Origin of the sequence: Mesorhizobium sp. M1A.F.Ca.IN.020.04.1.1 (assembly GCF_003997315.1) — a bacterium.
In the GTDB taxonomy this organism is placed as follows: Bacteria; Pseudomonadota; Alphaproteobacteria; order Rhizobiales; family Rhizobiaceae; genus Mesorhizobium.
The window spans coordinates 23,676-43,310 of record NZ_RZSN01000028.1 but is presented as its reverse complement, the minus strand read 5'-3'; the positions used below and the strand labels follow the sequence as shown (position 1 = coordinate 43,310).

Here is a 19,635-nt window from a genome sequence, read left to right as displayed (position 1 = left end):
GCAATGGACCGGTCGGCCACCGTCGCCCTCCTTGCAAGCGCCGGCGCCGCCCCTCACCTGTCTGCCGGCATCCTCTCCCCGTATGACGGGGAGAGGGGCGCTCTCATCGCGGTTTTCGCCAATCGCCAGCGTTGCTAGGCGGCAGCCAGCGCTGCCTTCGACACTCGCCATCGGCAGCACCGTACGCGCGTTTAAGCAGGTTACCGCGGCGCCCGCTTTGCCAGAATCCGCTGCAGGGTGCGCCGGTGCATGTTGAGCCGGCGCGCGGTCTCGGAGACGTTGCGGTCGCACATTTCATAGACGCGCTGGATATGTTCCCAGCGCACGCGGTCGGCCGACATTGGGTTTTCCGGGGGTGCTGCCCGCTCGCCCGCGGTGCGGGTCAGCGCGGCGAAGACGTCGTCGGCATCGGCGGGCTTCGACAGGTAGTCGACAGCGCCGAGCTTCACCGCCGTCACCGCGGTGGCGATGTTGCCGTAGCCGGTCAGGATGATGGTGCGGGAATCGTCGCGCTTCTCGCGGATGGCGGCGACCACGTCGAGGCCGTTGCCGTCGCCGAGCCGCATGTCGACCACCGCATAGGCCGGCGGGCGGGCGCGCGCCTTGGCGACGGCCTCTTCCACGCTTTCCGCCGTCTCGACCGCGAAGCCCCTGGTTTCCATGGCGCGGGCAAGCCGGGTGAGAAATGGCTTGTCGTCGTCGACGATCAGCAGCGAGGTGTCCTCGCCTTCTACCATTGCGCCGGTGGGTTCTTCTGCGCTCATTTGCGTCAGCATCCTACTGCCTTACTTTTACGCAGATACAATTCTGCAACAGCAATGTCCAATTTTTACACCCGGCAACAAAGCTGCCATGCGCCAAATGCATAGGCTCACGCATTGTCGAATGCGGTGCCCGGGGCATGCTCGGGATTGAGGAAGACGCCGCGAGGCCAGGTGATCTGCACCACCGCCCCCTCGCCGAGCCCGCTCGAATTGCGAAAATCGATCGTCGCGCCCGAGCGCTCCAGCAACGTCTTGGCGATGAAAAGCCCGAGCCCGAGGCCGCCGCCGGCCTCCGTCCCCTGGCGCGTCGACATATAGGGCTCGCCGATGCGGTCGATGATTTCCGGCGGGAAGCCCGGCCCGTCGTCAATGATCGAGAAGGAGACCTCCTCACCGTCCCAGTTCCAGCTGACGGTGACCGTGTTCTTGGCGAAGTCGACGGCGTTCTCGACCAGATTGCCGAGCCCGTAGATGACGCCGGGGCTGCGCTGCCCGACCGGCTCCGGGCCGATGCGCTCGCCGGGGCGCAACCGGATCGAGATGCCGAAGTCGCGGTGCGGCGCCGTCACTTCCTCGACCAGCGAGGTCAGCGGCAGGCGCGAAAGATGCGCCTCGCCTTCCGAGGACAGGCTGGTCAGCCGCTTCAAAATCTCGCGGCAACGCTCGCTTTGCGAGCGCAGCAGCTTCACGTCCTCGCTGAATTTCGGATCTTCTCCCAGCGCCTTTTCCATTTCCTTGGCGACGACGGTGATGGTGGCCAAAGGCGTGCCGAGCTCATGCGCGGCGGCCGCCGCGAGGCCGTCGAGCGCCGAAAGATGCTGCTCGCGCTGCAGCACCAGCTCGGTGGCGGCGAGCGCGTTGGCGAGCAGGCGTGCCTCGGCCGCGACGCGGAAGGCGTAAATCGCGGTGAAGGCGATCGAGGCGAACACCGCCATCCACATGCCGGCGACATAGATGAAGGGCATCGACAGCGGCGCGCCTTCGTACCAGGGCAGCGGCAGATGGAAGAACACAAGCAGCGTGGCCGCCGCGATAACCAGCGCGCCGAGCACCGCGGTGAGGCGCAGCGGCAGCGACGCGGCGGAAATGACGACGGGCACCGAGAGCAGGACCGAGAACGGATTGGTCAGGCCGCCAGTCATATAGAGCAGGCCGGCGAGCTGCAGGCTGTCGATGGTAAGGATGACGAAGGCCGAGAGCGGGGTCAGCCGATGCGCCGCGGGATAGCGGAAGGTGAGCCAGAGGTTCATCCAGGCCGAGCAGGCAATCAGCGCGAAGCACAGCGAGACCGGAAGCGGGAATTTCAGCCCGTAGGCGACGACAAGCACCGCCATGCTCTGGCCGACGATGGCCAGCCAGCGCAGGCGGATCAGCGTGTTGAGCCGCAGCCGCTGGCTCTGCTGGGAATCGGGCGCGCGCAGAATATTGATCATCGACTTACGATTATAGCCGCAGGAGGGTGAGCGCTAGTAGCGCTGTGACGGCGACTTGACCGGTCAGCGGCCGTTGTTTCGGTTCACCATCATGAGGGCTTGATGATTGGCCGAGGCCCCTCGCGATTTCGTCATCCACGGGCGGAGCGACGCGAAGCGGATCGCAGGCCCTAGGATGACGAAGTGATGGGCGTTTGCGCCAATCGCCAACGCGCGTTGCCCACTAACGCGAATGGCCCGCCGAAAGCGGCACGAACCTATGTCCCGCGCGGCTTGGCGCGGCTGGTGGCGGCCGCCAGCAGCGGGTTTTCCGGCCAGACATGCTTGGGATAGCGGCCGCGCATATCGGTGCGCACATCCGCCCACGAGCCGCGCCAGAAGCCGGGCAGATCGCGCGTCGTCTGGATCGGGCGGTGCGCCGGCGACAAGAGCTCCAGAGTCAGCGGCACCCTACCGCCAGCGATCGAAGGATGGCGATCGAGACCGAACAGCTCCTGCACGCGGATCGCCAGCACCGGCCATTCGCCGTCATAGCGGATCGGCACATGGCTGCCCGAGGGCGCGTCGAAATGGGTCGGCGCCAGCGCGTCGACCTCGCGCTGCAGGTCGTGCGGGACCAGCGACATCAGCCCCGCCGCAAGCGCCGTCGGCCTGATCGCCGCGAAGGAGGCCTCGCCGGCAAGGAAAGGCAGCAACCAGTCGTCGAGACGGTCGAGAAGCGCCTGGTCCGAGACGTCGGGCCAGGGAGAACCGAGGCCGCGATAGAGCCAGCCGAGCCGCTGGCGCAGCGTTTCCGCCTCCTTGCCCCAGTCGAGCAGCGACAGGCCGTGCTCGCGCAGGGCGTCCAGCATGGCCCGATCGGCCTCAACACCGGAAGGTGCGGGCAGCATGCGCTCGGAAAGGGTGATGGCGCCAAGGCGAGCGGTCTCGCGCGCGCGCACGGCGCGGCGCTCGCGGTCGAAACTCGTCTCGCGCTTCGTCTCGATGCGGTCGGCAAGCGCGGTGCGGATAAGGGCCTCGTCGACGGGCGCGGCGGCGGTGATACGGGCATTCTGCGCCTTGCCCTGCAGATCGGCGACGACCAGCCAGCTCTCGCCGGCAAGCGGATCGGCAGCATCGACCATCGCGCCGGAACCGTTGGCGAGCACGAAGCGGCCGCGCTCGCCGCGGGCTCTGGCGACACGATCCGGCCAGGCATGGATCAGCAAGGCGCCGGGCGCGGCTGGCGAGTCTGCCCTTGCCCCGCCTGCCTGCTTGGCCAGGCGTGCGGCAAGTTGCCGGGCGGCACCGGCGCGCGGCGATTTTTCGGCGCGGAAGCGGATCAGCCGCCGTTCCAAATCTGCGCTGTCGCCGCCAAGCCCGCGCTCCGTCAAAAGCACGGCAAGCATCGCCGCTTCCTGCGCCTGCCCGATCTCAGCCGCTTCGGCCACCATATGCGCGAGCCGCACGGGCAGAGCGAGCTTGCGCATCGCCGCGCCCGCCTCCGTCAAGCGGCCGGCGTCATCGATTGCATGCAGCGCTTTGAGCAATACCCTCGCTTCGTTGAGCGCCGGCGCCGGCGGCGGGTTGAGGAAGGACAGCCTCGACGGATCGGCGACGCCGAAAGCGGCGCAGTCGAGCAACATGCCGGAAAGGTCAGCCTCGAGGATTTCCGGCGGTGTGAAGGCGGGCAGCGCCGCCGTCTGCTCGGCACGCCACAGTCGGATGGCGACGCCCGGCTGCGTTCGTCCGGCGCGGCCGGCCCGCTGATCGGCGGAAGCCTTGCTGACGCGCACCGTCTCCAGTCGGGTCAGGCCGCTCTCCGGCTCGTAGCGCGGCAGGCGCGACAGGCCGGAATCGATGACGACGCGCACGCCGTCGATGGTGATCGAGGTCTCCGCGATCGAGGTCGCCAGCACCACTTTACGGCGGCCAAGCGGCGCCGGCTTGATCGCGGCATCCTGCGCCCTGTTGTCCAACTGGCCATAGAGCGGAACGATGTCGGTATCGGCACCGAGGCGATCTTCTAGCCGCTCTGCGGTGCGCTCGATCTCGCGCTGTCCGGGCAGGAAAGCGAGCACGCTGCCCTGCTCGGCGGCTAAAGCCGAGCGAACCGCCTTGGCCATCGCGTCCTCGACCGCCATGCCGGCCGGCCGCTCGTCATAGCGGATGTCGACCGGGAAGGCGCGGCCCTCGCTTTCGACCACCGGCGCCCCGGCCAGTAGTTTTGCGACGCGCGCGCCGTCGAGCGTCGCCGACATCACCAGCAGGCGCAGATCCGGCCGCAGCGCGCCCTGAACATCGAGCGCCAGCGCGAGGCCGAAATCGCCGTCGAGCGAACGCTCGTGGAATTCATCGAAGATTACCGCCGCAACGCCGGGCAGTTCGGGATCGTCGAGGATCATGCGCGACAGCACGCCTTCGGTGACGACGAGGATCTTTGTCCGCGCTGAAGTGCGGTTCTCCATGCGCATCGCGTAGCCGACTGTACCACCCGGCTCCTCGCCGACAAGCTCGGCCATGCGACGGGCGGCGGCGCGGGCTGCCAGCCTGCGCGGCTCCAGCAGCACGATCCTGCCTTCGCCGAGCCAGGGCGCGTCGAGCAGCGCCAGCGGCACCAGCGTCGTCTTGCCGGCACCGGGCGGCGCCACCAGCACGGCGCTGTTGCGCCCGGCGAGCGCCTCGCCGAGCGCCGGCAGCACGCCCGATACCGGGAGTTCCGGCAAATTTCCTCTGTTCATGGCGTCCGCATATCAGCGGCCACGGTGAGCACGCAACCTGTCCCGGAATTGCCTAAAGCCTGGTGCGCGTGAACGGGTTCCAGCGCACGGTGCCCAGCCGTACCTCCTCGCGAACCATGGTCAGCAGACCCGAGGCGCCGAGCACTGCAAGGCCGGCCAGCGTCAGCAGGTCGGGATCTTCCTGGAAGAACAACGAGCCCAGCACCACCGCCCAGACGATCTGCGAATAGTGCGTCGGCGCGATCCGGTTGGCAGGCGCGTATTTGGCCGCGAGAAGCTGCAACAGCTGACCGCCGGCGGTGAAGGCGCCGGCCATGACCAGCCAGATCAGCTGCCTGCCATCCGGCAAGGTGAAGGACGTTGCCGCCACGCCGAGGCCATTGAACAGCAGGCCATAGCCGACAAGCACGCCGAGCATCGTCGTGCGCTTCTCCTGCTGCGCCAGCGACCGCATCAGGATGACGCTGGTAGCGGCAAGAAAGGCGATGGCGAAGGCCGCGAGGTGGGCGAGATGAAGTTGGCGGAAACCCGGCCTGACGACCAGCATGACCCCGGCAAATCCGGCGACCACGGCAAGCCATCGCCACGGCCCAACCTTCTCCCTCAGGATGAGAGTGGAGAGGATGGTGACGAACAAGGGCGCCAGGAAAATCAACGCGTAGACTTCCGCCAGCGGGATGGTGGTGAAGGCATAGACGCTGAGCACCCCCGATGCGATGCCCGCCCAGGCGCGGGCCTGCACGGCCCAGGGCCGGCTGGTGCGCCAGAAGTCGCGCCAGCGCTCATCGGCAGGCCTTGTGAAGAACAGGAAACAGCCGGCAAACAAGGTTACGAAGAAGCCGATCTCGAAGACGGTGAACTGCCCGCCCAGGCTCTTGATGACGGCATCGCTCCACGAATAGCTTGCATAGGCGATGAGGGCGAGCAGGATTCCGTTCGGCACGTTCCATATCCGGGAGAAAAGAAGTGAAGATACTGGCGCTGGGGGCTCATCCCGACGATATCGAGATATTCATGTTCGGTACGCTGGCCGCCTATGCCGCGCTAGGCGCAGAGCTGACTTTTGCGATAGCCACGGACGGAGCCAAGGGCGGCAAGGGCGATCCGAAGTCGCTTGTCAAAACGCGGCGCGAGGAAGCGACCGAGGCGGCCGGCCTGCTCGGCGTCACACCGCGTTTCCTCGGTTTCCCCGACGGGGCGCTGGTTGCGGATGCCGCATTGATCGACACACTCAAGGCGCTGATTGGCGAGGTGCAACCGGACCTCGCGATCACGCATGCGCCGAACGACTATCACGGCGACCACCGCGCGCTGTCCGATGGCGTGCGCATCGCGGTGTCCTTCGAGGTACCGGTGCTGCATGCCGACACGCTGGGCGGCACAGGTTTCTCGCCGACGCATTACGTCGACATTTCCAGCCACTGGGACCTCAAGGGGCAGGCGATTCTCGCGCATCGCTCACAGGGGCCCGAGCATTATCTCAACGGTGCACGCATGCAGAACGCGTTCCGCGCCGGCCAATGCAACGGCGCGCCCGGCGCGCTGGCCGAGGCGTTTCGGTTCCAGCCCGTCTTCCCCTTTGCCGACATCCGCGAGCTGCTGCCTCCGGCGCCGCGGATCCGGCCGGTCACGGTGGGCCCGAAGAGCGTCAAGTAGCCGGCTGAAGCTACGAGCCGCCAAGGCACCAACAGTTATTCCCCAACGATTTCAAGCACCGCCTTCGTCATGCTGCGGCGCAGCAACGAATTCGCTTGCGTTGTTTAGTAAAAAGAGCATCACTAAACAAAATTACTAAACATCGGCAGCACGGCGCAGCGCCGTGTTCAGGCCCTCGGAGGAGCGAGGTTGAGGCTTTTGAAACCGTCATCCGGACGCGTTTCGCAAATGGGAGGTAAGGCATGAAATCGACCTTGAAACTGGCGTTGGGACTGGCCTCGGCGGCACTCGCGTCGACCGCCGTCTCGAACGCGGCGCATGCGGAAGACCTGACGCTTTGCTGGGCGGCCTGGGATCCGGCCAACGCGCTGGTTGAACTGTCCAAGGACTTCACCAAGGAAACCGGCATCGGCATGAAGTTCGAATTCGTGCCGTGGACCAACTATGCCGACCGCTTCCTTAACGAGCTCAACTCACACGGCAAGCTCTGCGACCTGATCATCGGCGACAGCCAGTGGATAGGCGGCGCGGCCGAGAACGGTCATTACGTCAAGCTGAACGACTTCTTCGACAAGGAGAAGATCAGCATGGACGACTTCGTGCCGGCGACCGTCGTCGGCTATTCCGAATGGCCGAAGAACACGCCGAACTACTGGGCGCTGCCGGCCATGGGCGACGTGGTCGGCTGGACCTATCGCAAAGACTGGTTCTCGCGGCCGGAACTGCAGAAGGAGTTCAAGGAGAAGTATGGCTGGGATCTCGCCCCGCCGACGACCTTCGACCAGCTGAGGCAGATCGCCGAGTTCTTCCAGAAGCGGCAGATCGACGGCAAGACCGTCTATGGCGCCTCGATCTACACCGAGCGCGGCTCGGAAGGCATCACCATGGGCGCCATGGACGTGCTTTACAGCTACGGCTTCCAGTATGAGAACCCGAAGAAGCCCTATGAGATGGACGGCTTCGTCAATTCCGAGAAGTCGGTGAAGGGGCTGGAATTCTACAAGGCGCTCTATGATTGCTGCACGCCGCCCGGCGCCTCCAACAGCTACATGGGCGAAGGCGTCGATGCCTTCAAATCCGGCCAGGTGGCAATGCACATGAACTTCGCCTTCACCTGGCCCGGCCTGCAGAAGGACGAGAATGTCGGCGGCGACAAGATCGGTTACTTCGCCAATCCGAAAGGTCCCGACGGCGACCAGTTCGCGCAGCTCGGCGGCCAGGGCATTTCGGTGGTTTCCTACTCCGACAAGCAGGAATCGGCGCTGAAGTACATCAAGTGGTTCGCCAACAAGGACGTGCAGGCCAAGTGGTGGTCGCTCGGCGGCTATTCCTGCCTGAATTCCGTCGTCAAGGATCCGAAGTTCCCGTCCAGCCAGCCCTATGCGCAGGCCTTCCTCGACTCCATGGCGATCGTGAAGGACTTCTGGGCAGAGCCGAGCTACGCGCCGCTGCTGCAGGCCTCGCAGAAGCGCTTCCACGACTATGTCGTCGCCGGCCAGGGCTCGGCCAAGGATGCGCTCGACGGCCTCGTCAAGGACTGGACGCAGATCTTCCAGGACGACGGCAAGATGTAAGGCTCCTCCCGAGCAGGTGCGTCCCGTGCCGCCTTGGCACGGGACGCAGTTCAGATAAATTCCAGCGCCGAGGCTGACCAGTGACCGATGCAGGACTAACCATGCTCAATCGGACTGCGGACAACGCTGCACGGGCCACACCCGAGCCGTTGGCCAAGAAGATCCGAGGCATCAGCGACAAGGGCCTCGCCTGGCTGTTCATTTCGCCGACGATCCTTCTGCTTTTAGCCATCAACATCTTCCCGCTGTTCTGGGCGATCTACCTCTCCTTCACCAATTACCGCGCCAACCGCCCGAACGAAGTGGTCAAGAATCTCGGGCTTTCCAACTACAGGCGCATCCTCGGCGACCAGGATATCTGGATCGCCATGCAGACGACGGCGCATTTCGTCTTCTGGACCATCCTGCTGCAGACGGTGATCGGCTTCACGCTCGCCTGGCTGATCGACCGGAAATTCCGCGGCCACGCCTTCTGGACCACGATCATCCTGGTGCCGATGATGCTGTCGCCGGCGGTGGTCGGCAATTTCTGGCGCTTCCTCTACGAGCCGCAGATCGGGCTGTTCGCCTACGCCGTCTCGTTCCTCACCGGCATCCCGCCGACGAATGTCCAGATGCTGTCCAACGTCGAGCTGGCGCCATGGGCGATCATCATCGTCGACACCTGGATGTGGACGCCTTACGTGATGCTGATCTGCCTCGCGGGCCTGCGCTCCATACCAGAATACATTTATGAAGCGGCCGAGGTCGACCGCGCCTCCAACTGGCGGCAGTTCTGGTCGATCACCCTGCCGATGGCGCTGCCCTTCATCATGCTGGCGGTGCTGTTTCGCGGCATCGAGAACTTCAAGATGTTCGACATGGTCAACCTGCTCACCGGCGGCGGACCGGGCTCGACCACCGAGGTCGCCTCGATCACGCTGAAGCGGCAGGCCTTCGAAAGCTGGCGCACCGGCTATTCCTCGGCTTTCGCCATCGTCCTGTTCGTCGCGGTGTTCGGCCTTGCCAACATCTACGTCAAGGCACTCAACAAGGTGAAGCAGAGATGAGCCTGACCGCCGCCCATTCCGTCGTCGCACCTTCGACGAACTCGAAGCGGATCGCCGGCGTGCTCGTCGTCGGCTACGCGCTGATCTCGATCGTGCCGCTCTTGTGGATCTTCGCCACCAGCTTCAAGACGCCGCCGGATTCGATTGCCTATCCGCCGAAGATCGTCTTCCAGCCTAGCATCGAAGGCTACTGCAACCTGTTCACGACCCGCACCAGGCAGACGCCAGAATACATCAACGCGCTCGGACCGGCGACCGGCTTCTGCGACGAGACGGTGCGCAAGCGCAACATGGTGATCGCCGGCCCGTCGAACTTCCTGCCGCGCTTCGTCAACTCGCTGATCATCGCCTTCGGCTCGACCTTCTGCGCGGTGTTCCTCGGCACGCTCTCGGCCTACGGCTTCTCGCGCTTCAAGGTGCCTTTGGCAGACGACCTCCTGTTCTTCATCCTGTCGACGCGCATGATGCCGCCGATCGCCGTCGCGATCCCGATCTATCTGATGTACCGCGAGCTCGGCCTCTCCGACACCGCGCTCGGCATGATCCTGCTCTACACCGCGGTCAATGTCTCGCTGGCGGTCTGGCTGCTCAAGGGCTTCATCGACGAGATCCCGCGCGAATACGAAGAAGCGGCGATGATCGACGGCTATACGCGGCTGCAGGCCTTCTGGCGCACGGTGCTGCCGCAGGCGACCACCGGCATTGCCGCGACCGCCATCTTCTGCCTGATCTTTGCCTGGAACGAATATGCGTTCGCCGCGCTTCTGACCTCCGGCACGGCGCAGACGGCGCCGCCCTTCATCCCGACCATCATCGGCGAAGGCGGCCAGGACTGGCCGGCAGTCGCCGCCGGCACCACGATCTTCCTGGTGCCGATCCTGGTCTTCACCATCCTGCTCCGCAAGCAATTGCTGCGCGGCATCACCTTCGGCGCGGTGCGCAAATGAGCACAATCCAGCCTGCAAAACGCAAATCGCGTTGGCCCGTCTGGGCAAGACGCGGCCTGATGGAAAACATCGCCACGGCGATCATCGCCATCGGCTTTTTGATGCTGTTCCAGCCTTTGGCGCTGTCGCTCTACAGCTATTCCTTCGTCACCATGCTCGCCGGCACCGCCATGTTCATCGTCGTCTCGAAATTCCCGGAATAAAAATGGCCGAGATCCGTGTTCAGAATCTGAGGAAGGCCTTCGGCGAGTTCGTCGCCGTGCAGGATTCCAATTTCGTCGTCGAGGATGGCGAGTTCTTCGTCATGCTCGGGCCGTCGGGCTGCGGCAAGACGACGACGCTCCGCATGATCGCCGGCCTCGAACTGCCCACCGGCGGCAAGATCCTGCTCGGCGGCGAGGACGTCACCATGCGCCGGGCGCGCGAGCGTGACATCGCCTTCGTCTTCCAGCTCTTCGCGCTCTATCCGCATATGAATGTGCGCAAGAACATCGGCTTCCCGCTCTTGGCGCAAGGCATGGCGTCGGCCGAGATCCGCGCGCGCGTCGAGGAGACCGCGAAGCTGCTGCGCATCGACCACCTGCTCGACAAGTCGGTCTCCGGTCTTGCCGGCGGCGACCGTCAACGCGTCGCGCTCGGCCGCGCCATCGTCAGGCGACCGAAATGTTTCCTGATGGATGAGCCGCTTGGAACCCTCGACACCGAGTTCCGCGATTTGATGGTGCATGAGCTGCGCGAGCTGCACAACCGCATCCACGCCACCACCGTCTATGTCACGCACGACCAGATGGAAGCGATGTCGATGGCCGACAAGATAGCGGTGATGAACCACGGCGTCATCGAGCAGTTCGGCAGCCCGCGCGAGATTTACGACCGGCCGGCCACGATTTTCGTCGCCGATTTCATCGGCTCGCCGCCGATGAACTTCTTGCGCTTCGGCGGTGGGCTCGCGAAGGGTGCGAAGGAGATCGTCGTGCAGGGCGCCAGGGTGACGGTCCCGGAAGTGCGCGAGGATATTGCGCCGGCCGACATGGCGCTTGGCATCCGCCCCGAGCACATCCGCTTCGACGATGCCTCGAAGCTGCGCGGCGCGATCTACGGCACCGAATATCTCGGCACCACGCAGATCGTCGCGGTGGAGACGGCTGACGGCATCATCAAGGCCCGGGTGCCGGCCGGAATCCATCTAAATACGGGCGAACAGGTAGGGCTGGCATTGAGCAGCACGCGGCTGTCGCTGTTCGAGAAAGGCACTGGACGCGCGGTGAAAACCGCCATGTACGATCAGGCAGTGGAGGCGCGCCATGGCTGACGTCCAGATTCAGGGTGTGACCAAGAGCTTCGGCGAGACAGTCGCGGTCAGCGATCTCGACCTGCAGATCAAGGACGGTGAGTTCGTCGTGCTGCTCGGGCCGACCGGCGCCGGGAAGACGACGACGCTCAGGCTGATCGCCGGGCTCGAGCGGCCGGACAGCGGCACGATTTACATCGGCGGCCATGATGCGACGGGGCTGTCGCCGGCCGAGCGCGACACGGCCTTCGTCTTCCAGCAATATTCGCTCTACCCGCATCTTTCGGTCTTCGACAACCTCGCCTTCCCGCTGCGCTCGCCGGCGCGGCGTTTTCCGGAGGAAGCAATCCGCCGCCGCGTCGAGGAAGTCGCGCGGATGGTGCGCATCGACCACAAGCTCAACAACCGCTCGACCAGGCTTTCGGGCGGCGAGATGCAACGCGTCGCCATCGGCCGCGCGCTGGTGCGAAAGCCCTCGATCTATCTGATGGACGAGCCGCTGTCCTCGCTCGACGCCAAGCTGCGCGCCGATCTCAGGCTCGAGCTGAAGCGCATCCAATCCGAGCTCGGCGCCACCATGCTCTATGTCACGCATGACCAGATCGAGGCCATGACCATGGCCGACCGCATCGGCATCCTCTCCGAGGGCGTGGTGGTGCAGATCGGCACGCCCCGCGCGATCTATTCTGAGCCGGCAAACCTTCATGTCGCCGCCCGCCTCGGCCAGCCGGCGATCAACCTTCTGCCGGCAGGGCTGCTGCCCGACGGCGGCGCGCCAACCGGCACGACGACGATCGGCGCGCGCACCGAACATCTCGCGATCGAAAAGGCGGCGAACGGCCATGCCGACGGCGTCGTCGACTGGGTCGAGCATCTCGGCGACCAGAACCATCTGCATGTCACGGTGGGCGCCAAGAAGCTGGTGACGCTGACCGATCCCGACACGCCGCTCGCAAAGGGGGACAGAGTGACGGTCCGCTATCGCTCGCCGCTTTATTTTGGGTCGGACGGGCACAGATTGATGTAGCCGGCGCATCCGCACTTTTTGACGACCCGCAGATACGGACTGGACGAAATCCATGAAGCACTTTTTCAACCGCAAGGACTCGATCGTTACCGAAGCGCTGGACGGTTATCTGGCCACTGCCGGCTCCGGGGCGCTGGCGCGGCTCGACGGCTATCCGGAGATCAAGGTGGTGTTGCGCGCCGACTGGGACAAGGCGAAGGTCAGCGTCGTTTCGGGCGGCGGCGCGGGGCACGAGCCGTCGCATGCGGGCTTCGTCGGCGCCGGCATGCTGACGGCGGCTGTCTCCGGCGAGATCTTTGCTTCGCCGAGCGTCGAGGCGGTGCTGGCGGCGATCCGCGCGACGACCGGGCCGGCCGGCTGCCTGCTGATCGTCAAGAACTACACCGGCGACCGCCTCAACTTCGGCCTCGCCGCAGAAAAGGCCCGCGCCGAGGGCTTCGCGGTCGACATGGTGATCGTCGGCGACGACATCGCGCTGCCCGACATCGCACAGCCGCGCGGCATCGCCGGCACGCTGTTCGTGCACAAGATCGCCGGACATCTTTCCGAATCCGGCCATGACCTAGCCTCGGTCGCGGCGGCAGCGCAGGCGGCGGCGAAGGATATTGTTTCGCTCGGCATCTCGCTCTCCTCCTGCTCGATCCCCGGCCAGACCCACGAGGACCGCTTCGGCGCCGGCGATGGCGAGCTCGGTCTCGGCATCCATGGCGAGCCGGGCGTGGAGCGCATAACCCTGCAGAGCGCCAGTGCGCTCGTCGCCATCATGGCCGACCGCCTCGCGGCCCGGCTCGATGCCGGCAGCCGCTATGCCTTGCTGATCAACAATCTCGGATCGGTACCGCCGCTCGAAATGTCGTTGATCGCCAATGCCGTGCTGGCCTCGCCGCTGGCAAAGGCGGTGAGGCTGACGATCGGTCCCGGACATCTGATGACCGCGCTCAACATGAACGGGTTTTCGCTGTCGCTGATCAGGCTCGAGGCGGAGCGCGAGGCGGCGCTGCTGGCGCCGGTCGGCCCGCATGCCTGGCTGCCGGCCAGGCCGGTTCGCCCGCCGGTCGTGGTGGCCACAGCCCAGCCGGCAGGTTGCGACATCGCCAAGGCGGCCAGCCGTGACGCCGGCGCCGAGCGGCTGATTGCTGCGGTCTGCGAGAAGCTGATCTCGCTCGAGGAGGCTCTGAATGGCCTCGACGCCAAAGCCGGCGACGGCGACACCGGATCGACGGTGGCGACCGGCGCACGCAGCGTGCTCGACCGCGTCGACACGCTGCCGCTTGCGGACAAGGCCGCAACTCTCGCCACAATCGGCGATACATTGGGAACTTCCATGGGCGGTTCCAGCGGCGTGCTTTTGTCGATCTTCTTCACGGCTGCCGCACAGTCGCTCAACGGCGGCGCGCCGCTCAGCAAGGCGCTGCTCGCCGGCCTTGACCGCATGACCTTCTACGGCGGCGCGAAGCTCGGCGACCGCACAATGGTCGACGCGCTGGAGCCGGCTCTGAAGGCGCTCGACACGAACGGGCTGGAGGCGGCTGCTTCGGCCGCGCGGAGCGGCGCGCAGGCGACGGTGGCGATGCAGAAGGCGAAGGCCGGTCGCTCGGCCTATATCGGCCGCCAGCTTGACATAGCGGATCCGGGCGCGTTTGCAGTTGCCGAGGCGTTCGCGGCCGTGGTGGCCATGTTCGCCCCGGCATGAAGGACAGGCGATGGCCGCATCCGATTTCTCACAATTGATCGCGGCGACTGCGGATACGATCGCGGCGCATGCCGACGAGCTGACCGCGCTCGACCAGGCGATCGGCGACGGCGACCATGGTCTGAACATGAAGCGCGGCTTCGATGCGGTGCGCGCCGAAAAGGCCGCAATCGCGGCAAAACCGCTGCCGGACGCGCTGACCGCGGTCGGCACCAAGCTGGTGATGACCGTCGGTGGAGCCTCCGGGCCCTTGTTCGGTACTCTGTTCATGGCGCTCGGCAAGGAACTGTCCGGCACGCCCGACCGCGCCGCGCTGACAGCGGCGCTGGGTAAGGCGATCGAGGCGGTTTCGGCGCGCGGCAAATCGCAGCCGGGGCAAAAAACGATGCTCGACGTGCTGCAGCCGGTGTATGAGGCACTGGCGCAGGGCAAGACGGCTGCCGCAATCGCAGACGCTGCCGACAAGGCGGCCGAAGCCACCGTGCCGATGAAGGCCTTGCGTGGGCGCGCCTCTTTCCTGGGGGAGCGCTCGATCGGGCATATGGACGCCGGGGCGCGCTCGACCGCGCTCTTGGTGCGCGCAGTCGCTGAAGCGATCGAGGGTTCTTGATGAGCAATGTCGGTATCGTCATCGTCTCGCATTCGCCGCTTGTCGCCGAAGGCACGGCCGACATGGTGCGCCAGATGGTGGGCGACGAAGTGCCGCTTGCATGGTGCGGCGGAAACGGCCATGGCGGGCTCGGCACCAGCGTCGAGGCGATCATGGGCGCGATCGACAAGGCCTGGTCGGAAGCGGGCGTCGCCATCCTGGTCGATCTCGGCGGCGCCGAGACCAACAGCGAGATGGCGGTCGAAATGATCGGCGAGCCGCGATCCCGCAGAATAGTCGTCTGCAATGCGCCGATCGTCGAGGGTGCGGTGATGGCGGCGACGGAATCGTCCGGCGGCGCATCGCTCAAGGAAGTGGTGGCGACGGCGCATGAATTGTCGCCGTCGTGAGTGAACGGGAATCGACTGAATGTCCGCATCCGCCGAAGCCACGGTTCTGATCACCCACGAGGTGGGCCTGCACGCGCGCCCTTCGGTGAAGTTCACCAAGCTCGCCAAGTCGTTCACGGCCGAGGTGGAGGTGGCAGTCGCCGCCAACGGCCCCTGGTTCGATGCCAAGAGCATCGTCAAGGTCATGGCGGCCAAGGCGCCGAAAGGAACCGTGCTGCACATAAGGGCGCGAGGCGACGGCGCAAGCAACGCGGTCGAAGCGCTGGTCGGCCTGGTGCAGCGCGATTTCGACGAGGATGCGGATCATGCCCGCTCCGCTTGAGCCGGGTCTGCCGCCCTCTCAATCCGCAAGGAATGCGGGCCATGCGGATTGAGGGCATCCCTGCCTCTCCCGGCTACGCCGAAGGGCCGCTGTTCAACCTCGACCGTCCACCGGCTGCTTATGTGGCCAAGGCGAGCGAGGCGGAGGAGAAAGCAGCGCTGAAGGCGGCCATCGGCAGGGCGGTGAGCCGGCTGACCTCGCTTGTCGAGACGGCCGATGGCGATGCCGCCGGCATCCTCGAATTCCACATCGCCATGCTGGAGGACGTCGCGCTGAGCGCGCCCGCCTTCGCGGCGCTCGGCTCCGGAGAGCCGGCCGACGCTGCCTGGCGGCAAGCACTGGATGCCGAGATCGCCGGCTATGAGGCGTCCGACCAGGACTATTTCCGGGCACGCGCCTCGGACTTGCGCGACATCCGCGACCAGGTGCTGCGAGCGCTGAGCGAGGATAGCGAGACCGCGGCGCCCCTCGGCGCCATCCTCTATGGCCTGGACATCGCGCCGACGCGTTTCCTCGAAACCGACTGGAGCAGAGGCGGCGGCATTGCGCTCGAGGCCGGCAGCACCGCCAGCCATGTCGCCATGCTGGCACGCTCGCGCGGCGTGCCGATGGTGGTGGGGATTGGTGCCTTTGCGGACGAGCCCACCGGAAACGCGCTGCTCGACGCCGAGCATGGCGGCATCGTGCTCTCGCCCTCGCCGAAGGAGATCGAGGCGTTCCGGCAATCATCCTCCTCCTTCGCGGCGCGACAAGGCCAGGCGCAGACTTTTCTCGCCCAGCCGGCGGCGACCAAGGCCGGCACGTCGGTGCGGGTGCAGGTAAACATTGCCTACCCTTCCGATGTCGACGGCATCGACATTGCGACCTGTGATGGCGTCGGGCTCATGCGCACCGAATTCCTGTTCGGCAAGGCCCTGCCGGACGAGGAGACACAGTACCAAGCCTACCGCAAGGTGCTGGAATGGGCCGGAGAAAAACCGGTGACCATCCGCACCATCGATGCCGGCGGCGACAAACCGATCCCCGACTTCACCGTCGAGGAGACCAACCCGTTTCTCGGCCTGCGCGGTATCAGGCTGTCGCTGGCGCGGAGCGACATCTTCCGGGTGCAAATCCGGGCATTGCTGCGCGCCGCCGTCCACGGCAATCTGAAGGTGATGTTTCCGATGATCGCCATGGCCGAAGAGCACAGGCAGGCCGCCGCGTTGTTTGCGGAGGAGGAGGCCGCTCTCGCGTCGCGCGGTGTTGCGCACAAGCTGCCGCCGCTGGGCATCATGGTCGAGGTCCCTTCGGTGGCCATCGCGCCGGAGGCTTTTGCCGACGTTGCCTTCTTCTCGATCGGCTCCAACGACCTGACGCAATATGTGATGGCAGCCGCGCGTGACAACGCCGCCGTTGCACATCTCAACGCTGTCCGCCATCCGGCTGTGATGCGGCTGATCGCTTCGGTCGCGGCCTTCGGGCGCGAGAAAGGAATTCCGGTCAGCCTCTGTGGCGATGCGGGCGGCGATCCGGCCGCCATTCCGGCGCTGATTGAGGCCGGCCTGCGCGACCTATCGGTGTCTCCGGCGCAACTCGCCATGGCCAAGGCGGCCATAGCGGACGTCCCGGTGTAAGCACAGCATGGCCAGGCCAGCCAAGATACAAGAAGCCGGCGCGGAAGACGCGATCCGCGCGTATAAGACCATCCTGTCGCAAGTCATCGACCAGCGGCCTTCCGGCATGCGCCAGCGACTTGCCGATGCGCTCGGCAAGCATCGCAGTTTCGTCACGCAAATCTCCAGCCCGGCCTATTCGATCCCGATCCCGTCGAAGCATTTGCCGGCTATCTTTTCCGTCTGCCATTTCAGCCCGGCCGAGCGCGACCAGTTCCTGGCCGCCTACCACCAGGCGCATCCGGGCAAGCTGCCGGCGGCTTCGGGTCCGCGCAAGACGCGCCACGTCTCGCTCATCGTGCCGGATTTCGGCGACGACAAGCAGAACGCAGCGCTCGACCGAGCGATCAACGAATTCATCCAGAAGATCACCAGCATCGCCGGCAGGGGCAGCGGCTGAGCGATCTCTATTCGGGAGGACTGCCATGAAGAAGTTTCTGAATTCGGTGGACACGGTCCTCACCGAAAGCCTCGATGGCTTCGTCGCCGCGCATTCCGACATCCTCGCGATCGGCGACGAGCACAAATTCGTTCGCCGCAAGACGCTGAAACCGGGCAAGGTGGCGCTGATCTCGGGTGGCGGCTCCGGCCACGAGCCGCTGCATGGCGGGCTGGTTGGCCACGGCATGCTCGACGCCGCCTGCCCCGGCCAGGTCTTCACCTCGCCGACGCCCGACCAGATGCTCGCGGCCGCGCAAGCCGTCGACACCGGCGCCGGCTGCCTGTTTATCGTCAAAAACTATGAAGGCGACGTGATGAATTTCGACATGGCCGCCGAAATGTCGGACGGCGTTCTGCAGGTGGTGACCAATGACGACGTCGCGGTCGAGAATTCGTCCTACACCACCGGTCGGCGCGGCGTGGCCGGCACGCTGGTGGTGGAGAAGATCGTCGGCGCCGCGGCCGAGCAAGGCATGCCACTGCCCGAGCTCAAGGCGCTGGGCGACCGCGTCAACGCCGCGACGCGCTCGATGGGCGTGGCGCTGACCAGTTGCACGGTGCCGGCTGCGGGCAGGCCGACCTTCGACATTGGCGACAACGAGATGGAATTCGGCGTCGGCATCCATGGCGAGCCCGGCCGGCGGCGCGATGAGCTGAAGAGTGCCGACGCCATCGCCGAGGAGATCTGCACGGCAATCCTCGGCGATCTTGGTGACCGCGCCAGGGGACCGGCGCTTCTTTTCGTCAACGGCTTCGGCGGCACGCCGTCGATGGAGCTTTATTTGATGTACAACAGCGCGCGAAAAATCTTCGAGAAGAGAGGCGTGACGGTGACCCGCTCGCTGGTCGGCTCCTATGTCACCTCGCTCGACATGGCAGGCTGCTCGATCACGCTGACGGTGCTCGAGGATGAGACGACGGCGCTTTGGGACGCTCCGGTGCACACGGCGGCGCTGCGCTGGGGGATGTAGCGTCGCGCGGGCTTTTCTGCGACCATGGTCGCCTGTTGTTCGCGATATTGCCCGGTTGATGCTGCTCCCGCTTTCACCTGCCGAAGAAAAGCTGCTGCTCGAATTTGCCGATCCGGAGGCGCCGTCCGAGCGGGGCGGGGCCCTCTCGGCAAGCAGCCTCATGGCGCTGCTCGCCAATGCCGAGTTCCACGGCGTGCTGCCGATCATGCTGCGCAAGCTTCGGGAAATCGGCGAGGCCGATCTGCCGAACGATGCCGCCCTGCGGCAAAAACTCTCCGGGCTTCGCGATCAGGCTACACTGGCGACCGGGCAGTCGATGCTGCTGCAATATCACGGCGACCGCATCATGAAGGCCTTGGCCGCGAAAGGCGTTGCGGCTCGCATCGTCAAGGGCCCGGTGTTCGCGCGCAAGCTTTATCGCCATGCTGCCGATCGGCCGTTCACCGACATCGACATACTTGTCGATCCGGCCAGCATCGGCGAGGCCAACAACGTGATCGCCGAATGCGGCTTCACGCTTGCCAGTGGCGAGGCCGAATCGCATGAGTTGCAGGAGTTCAAGTGGCTGGAGAAGGAGAACTCCAGCCTGCTGATCGAGCTGCATGGCAATCTGGTGCATGACACCGGCATGCGGCGGCGCCTGTCGCTCGGCTTCCGCGAGTTGCAGATCATTGACGGCGGCGAGGCCGACACGCCGGCGTCGCTGCTCACCATCGCCATCGTTCATGCCGCCGGAGGCCACAAATTCCACCGGCTGCAGCTCTGTATCGACGTGCTGCAAGGTGTGCGCGCGCTGCAATCGCCGGAAGCCGAAGCGCGCCTTCTCGATGCCGCGCGTATGACCGGCATCGAGCTCGAGCTGGCGACCGTGCTCAATGTGACCGGGCGGCTGTTCGACGAGCCGCGCGCGATCGCCCTTGCCAACCGCATCAAGCCCGATCTGTCGATACGGCTCGCCAAATGGCTGATCACCGGCAACGTGCTGCTCAGGGTCAATTCGCGGGACAAGATGCGCTCGCGCCTTAGCCGCGACGCCTTCCGCTGGGTCCAGCGGCTTGCCCGGCCAAGGCCCTATCCGGCCTGAAAGCCCGTT

Annotated in this window: 19 protein-coding genes; 15 read left to right on the top strand and 4 right to left on the bottom strand. The window is 65.6% G+C overall.

The window, feature by feature from the left end; genetic code table 11:
• Positions 1-200 precede the first annotated feature (200 nt).
• The 4 genes from EOA49_RS09035 to EOA49_RS09020 form a co-directional block, all read right to left on the bottom strand.
• Positions 201-764, bottom strand: coding sequence for an ActR/PrrA/RegA family redox response regulator transcription factor (locus EOA49_RS09035; protein ID WP_040974834.1), 564 nt, complete (start codon positions 762-764; stop codon positions 201-203).
• Between the two features lie 107 nt (positions 765-871).
• Positions 872-2,197, bottom strand: a complete 1,326-nt coding sequence (locus EOA49_RS09030; protein ID WP_095824307.1) for an ActS/PrrB/RegB family redox-sensitive histidine kinase — start codon at positions 2,195-2,197, stop codon at positions 872-874.
• Positions 2,198-2,454: 257 nt separating this feature from the next.
• Positions 2,455-4,917: an ATP-dependent helicase HrpB gene (hrpB, locus tag EOA49_RS09025; RefSeq protein ID WP_127239919.1), complete on the bottom strand. Its 2,463-nt coding sequence runs from the start codon at positions 4,915-4,917 to the stop codon at positions 2,455-2,457.
• A gap of 52 nt (positions 4,918-4,969) precedes the next feature.
• Positions 4,970-5,860, bottom strand: coding sequence for a DMT family transporter (locus EOA49_RS09020; protein WP_127239918.1), 891 nt, complete (start codon positions 5,858-5,860; stop codon positions 4,970-4,972).
• A gap of 23 nt (positions 5,861-5,883) precedes the next feature.
• On the opposite strand from EOA49_RS09020, the gene EOA49_RS09015 reads away from it, so the two are divergent.
• The 15 genes from EOA49_RS09015 (at position 5,884) to EOA49_RS08945 (ending at position 19,626) form a co-directional block, all read left to right on the top strand.
• Positions 5,884-6,573: a PIG-L deacetylase family protein gene (locus EOA49_RS09015; protein WP_127239917.1), complete on the top strand. Its 690-nt coding sequence runs from the start codon at positions 5,884-5,886 to the stop codon at positions 6,571-6,573.
• Positions 6,574-6,815: 242 nt separating this feature from the next.
• Positions 6,816-8,147 (top strand): extracellular solute-binding protein, encoded by a 1,332-nt coding sequence (locus EOA49_RS09010; RefSeq protein WP_095782297.1) that lies wholly within the window; start codon positions 6,816-6,818, stop codon positions 8,145-8,147.
• Positions 8,148-8,248: 101 nt separating this feature from the next.
• A complete protein-coding gene (locus EOA49_RS09005) occupies positions 8,249-9,196 on the top strand; it encodes a sugar ABC transporter permease (RefSeq protein WP_095777045.1) in 948 nt (315 codons plus the stop codon).
• Positions 9,193-10,143, top strand: coding sequence for a carbohydrate ABC transporter permease (locus EOA49_RS09000; RefSeq protein ID WP_067003501.1), 951 nt, complete (start codon positions 9,193-9,195; stop codon positions 10,141-10,143). The genes EOA49_RS09005 and EOA49_RS09000 overlap by 4 nt, the downstream gene beginning before the upstream one ends.
• Positions 10,140-10,346, top strand: a complete 207-nt coding sequence (locus tag EOA49_RS08995) for a hypothetical protein (RefSeq protein WP_067324278.1) — start codon at positions 10,140-10,142, stop codon at positions 10,344-10,346. Before EOA49_RS09000 ends, EOA49_RS08995 begins: the two co-directional genes overlap by 4 nt.
• A 2-nt stretch (positions 10,347-10,348) precedes the next feature.
• A complete protein-coding gene (locus EOA49_RS08990) occupies positions 10,349-11,455 on the top strand; it encodes an ABC transporter ATP-binding protein (RefSeq protein WP_127239916.1) in 1,107 nt (368 codons plus the stop codon).
• Positions 11,448-12,461, top strand: a complete 1,014-nt coding sequence (locus EOA49_RS08985; RefSeq protein ID WP_127239915.1) for an ABC transporter ATP-binding protein — start codon at positions 11,448-11,450, stop codon at positions 12,459-12,461. Before EOA49_RS08990 ends, EOA49_RS08985 begins: the two co-directional genes overlap by 8 nt.
• Before the next feature lie 52 nt (positions 12,462-12,513).
• The gene (locus EOA49_RS08980; protein WP_127243124.1) at positions 12,514-14,154 is read left to right on the top strand and encodes a dihydroxyacetone kinase subunit DhaK; all 1,641 of its coding nucleotides are present in this window, start codon (positions 12,514-12,516) and stop codon (positions 14,152-14,154) included.
• A 10-nt stretch (positions 14,155-14,164) separates the two neighbouring features.
• A complete protein-coding gene (gene dhaL, locus EOA49_RS08975; protein WP_127239913.1) occupies positions 14,165-14,764 on the top strand; it encodes a dihydroxyacetone kinase subunit DhaL in 600 nt (199 codons plus the stop codon).
• On the top strand, positions 14,764-15,153 hold the full coding sequence (dhaM, locus tag EOA49_RS08970) for a dihydroxyacetone kinase phosphoryl donor subunit DhaM (RefSeq protein WP_067324268.1): 390 nt from the start codon (positions 14,764-14,766) through the stop codon (positions 15,151-15,153). The genes dhaL and dhaM overlap by 1 nt, the downstream gene beginning before the upstream one ends.
• A 19-nt stretch (positions 15,154-15,172) precedes the next feature.
• Positions 15,173-15,475: an HPr family phosphocarrier protein gene (locus EOA49_RS08965; RefSeq protein WP_067324266.1), complete on the top strand. Its 303-nt coding sequence runs from the start codon at positions 15,173-15,175 to the stop codon at positions 15,473-15,475.
• 41 nt (positions 15,476-15,516) lie between these two features.
• The gene (gene ptsP / locus EOA49_RS08960; protein WP_164746685.1) at positions 15,517-17,091 is read left to right on the top strand and encodes a phosphoenolpyruvate--protein phosphotransferase; all 1,575 of its coding nucleotides are present in this window, start codon (positions 15,517-15,519) and stop codon (positions 17,089-17,091) included.
• A 7-nt stretch (positions 17,092-17,098) separates the two neighbouring features.
• Positions 17,099-17,530, top strand: a complete 432-nt coding sequence (locus EOA49_RS08955) for a hypothetical protein (RefSeq protein ID WP_067324262.1) — start codon at positions 17,099-17,101, stop codon at positions 17,528-17,530.
• 25 nt (positions 17,531-17,555) lie between these two features.
• The gene (dhaK, locus tag EOA49_RS08950; RefSeq protein ID WP_127239911.1) at positions 17,556-18,542 is read left to right on the top strand and encodes a dihydroxyacetone kinase subunit DhaK; all 987 of its coding nucleotides are present in this window, start codon (positions 17,556-17,558) and stop codon (positions 18,540-18,542) included.
• Positions 18,543-18,600: 58 nt separating this feature from the next.
• A complete protein-coding gene (locus EOA49_RS08945) occupies positions 18,601-19,626 on the top strand; it encodes a nucleotidyltransferase family protein (RefSeq protein ID WP_127239910.1) in 1,026 nt (341 codons plus the stop codon).
• The last annotated feature ends 9 nt before the right edge of the window (positions 19,627-19,635 follow it).

Bases quoted from the DNA above. Each gene is read 5' to 3' on its own strand.
- EOA49_RS08990 (WP_127239916.1), top strand. From the start codon at position 10,349: ATGGCCGAGATCCGTGTTCAGAATCTGAGGAAGGCCTTCGGCGAGTTC.
- EOA49_RS09010 (WP_095782297.1), top strand. From the start codon at position 6,816: ATGAAATCGACCTTGAAACTGGCGTTGGGACTGGCCTCGGCGGCACTC.
- ptsP (WP_164746685.1), top strand. From the start codon at position 15,517: ATGCGGATTGAGGGCATCCCTGCCTCTCCCGGCTACGCCGAAGGGCCG.
- EOA49_RS08965 (WP_067324266.1), top strand. From the start codon at position 15,173: ATGTCCGCATCCGCCGAAGCCACGGTTCTGATCACCCACGAGGTGGGC.
- dhaM (WP_067324268.1), top strand. From the start codon at position 14,764: ATGAGCAATGTCGGTATCGTCATCGTCTCGCATTCGCCGCTTGTCGCC.
- EOA49_RS08980 (WP_127243124.1), top strand. From the start codon at position 12,514: ATGAAGCACTTTTTCAACCGCAAGGACTCGATCGTTACCGAAGCGCTG.
- EOA49_RS08945 (WP_127239910.1), top strand. From the start codon at position 18,601: ATGCTGCTCCCGCTTTCACCTGCCGAAGAAAAGCTGCTGCTCGAATTT.
- EOA49_RS09035 (WP_040974834.1), bottom strand. From the start codon at position 764: ATGAGCGCAGAAGAACCCACCGGCGCAATGGTAGAAGGCGAGGACACC.
- EOA49_RS09005 (WP_095777045.1), top strand. From the start codon at position 8,249: ATGCTCAATCGGACTGCGGACAACGCTGCACGGGCCACACCCGAGCCG.
- hrpB (WP_127239919.1), bottom strand. From the start codon at position 4,917: ATGAACAGAGGAAATTTGCCGGAACTCCCGGTATCGGGCGTGCTGCCG.
- dhaK (WP_127239911.1), top strand. From the start codon at position 17,556: ATGAAGAAGTTTCTGAATTCGGTGGACACGGTCCTCACCGAAAGCCTC.
- EOA49_RS09000 (WP_067003501.1), top strand. From the start codon at position 9,193: ATGAGCCTGACCGCCGCCCATTCCGTCGTCGCACCTTCGACGAACTCG.
- EOA49_RS08985 (WP_127239915.1), top strand. From the start codon at position 11,448: ATGGCTGACGTCCAGATTCAGGGTGTGACCAAGAGCTTCGGCGAGACA.
- EOA49_RS08995 (WP_067324278.1), top strand. From the start codon at position 10,140: ATGAGCACAATCCAGCCTGCAAAACGCAAATCGCGTTGGCCCGTCTGG.
- dhaL (WP_127239913.1), top strand. From the start codon at position 14,165: ATGGCCGCATCCGATTTCTCACAATTGATCGCGGCGACTGCGGATACG.
- EOA49_RS08955 (WP_067324262.1), top strand. From the start codon at position 17,099: ATGGCCAGGCCAGCCAAGATACAAGAAGCCGGCGCGGAAGACGCGATC.
- EOA49_RS09030 (WP_095824307.1), bottom strand. From the start codon at position 2,197: ATGATCAATATTCTGCGCGCGCCCGATTCCCAGCAGAGCCAGCGGCTG.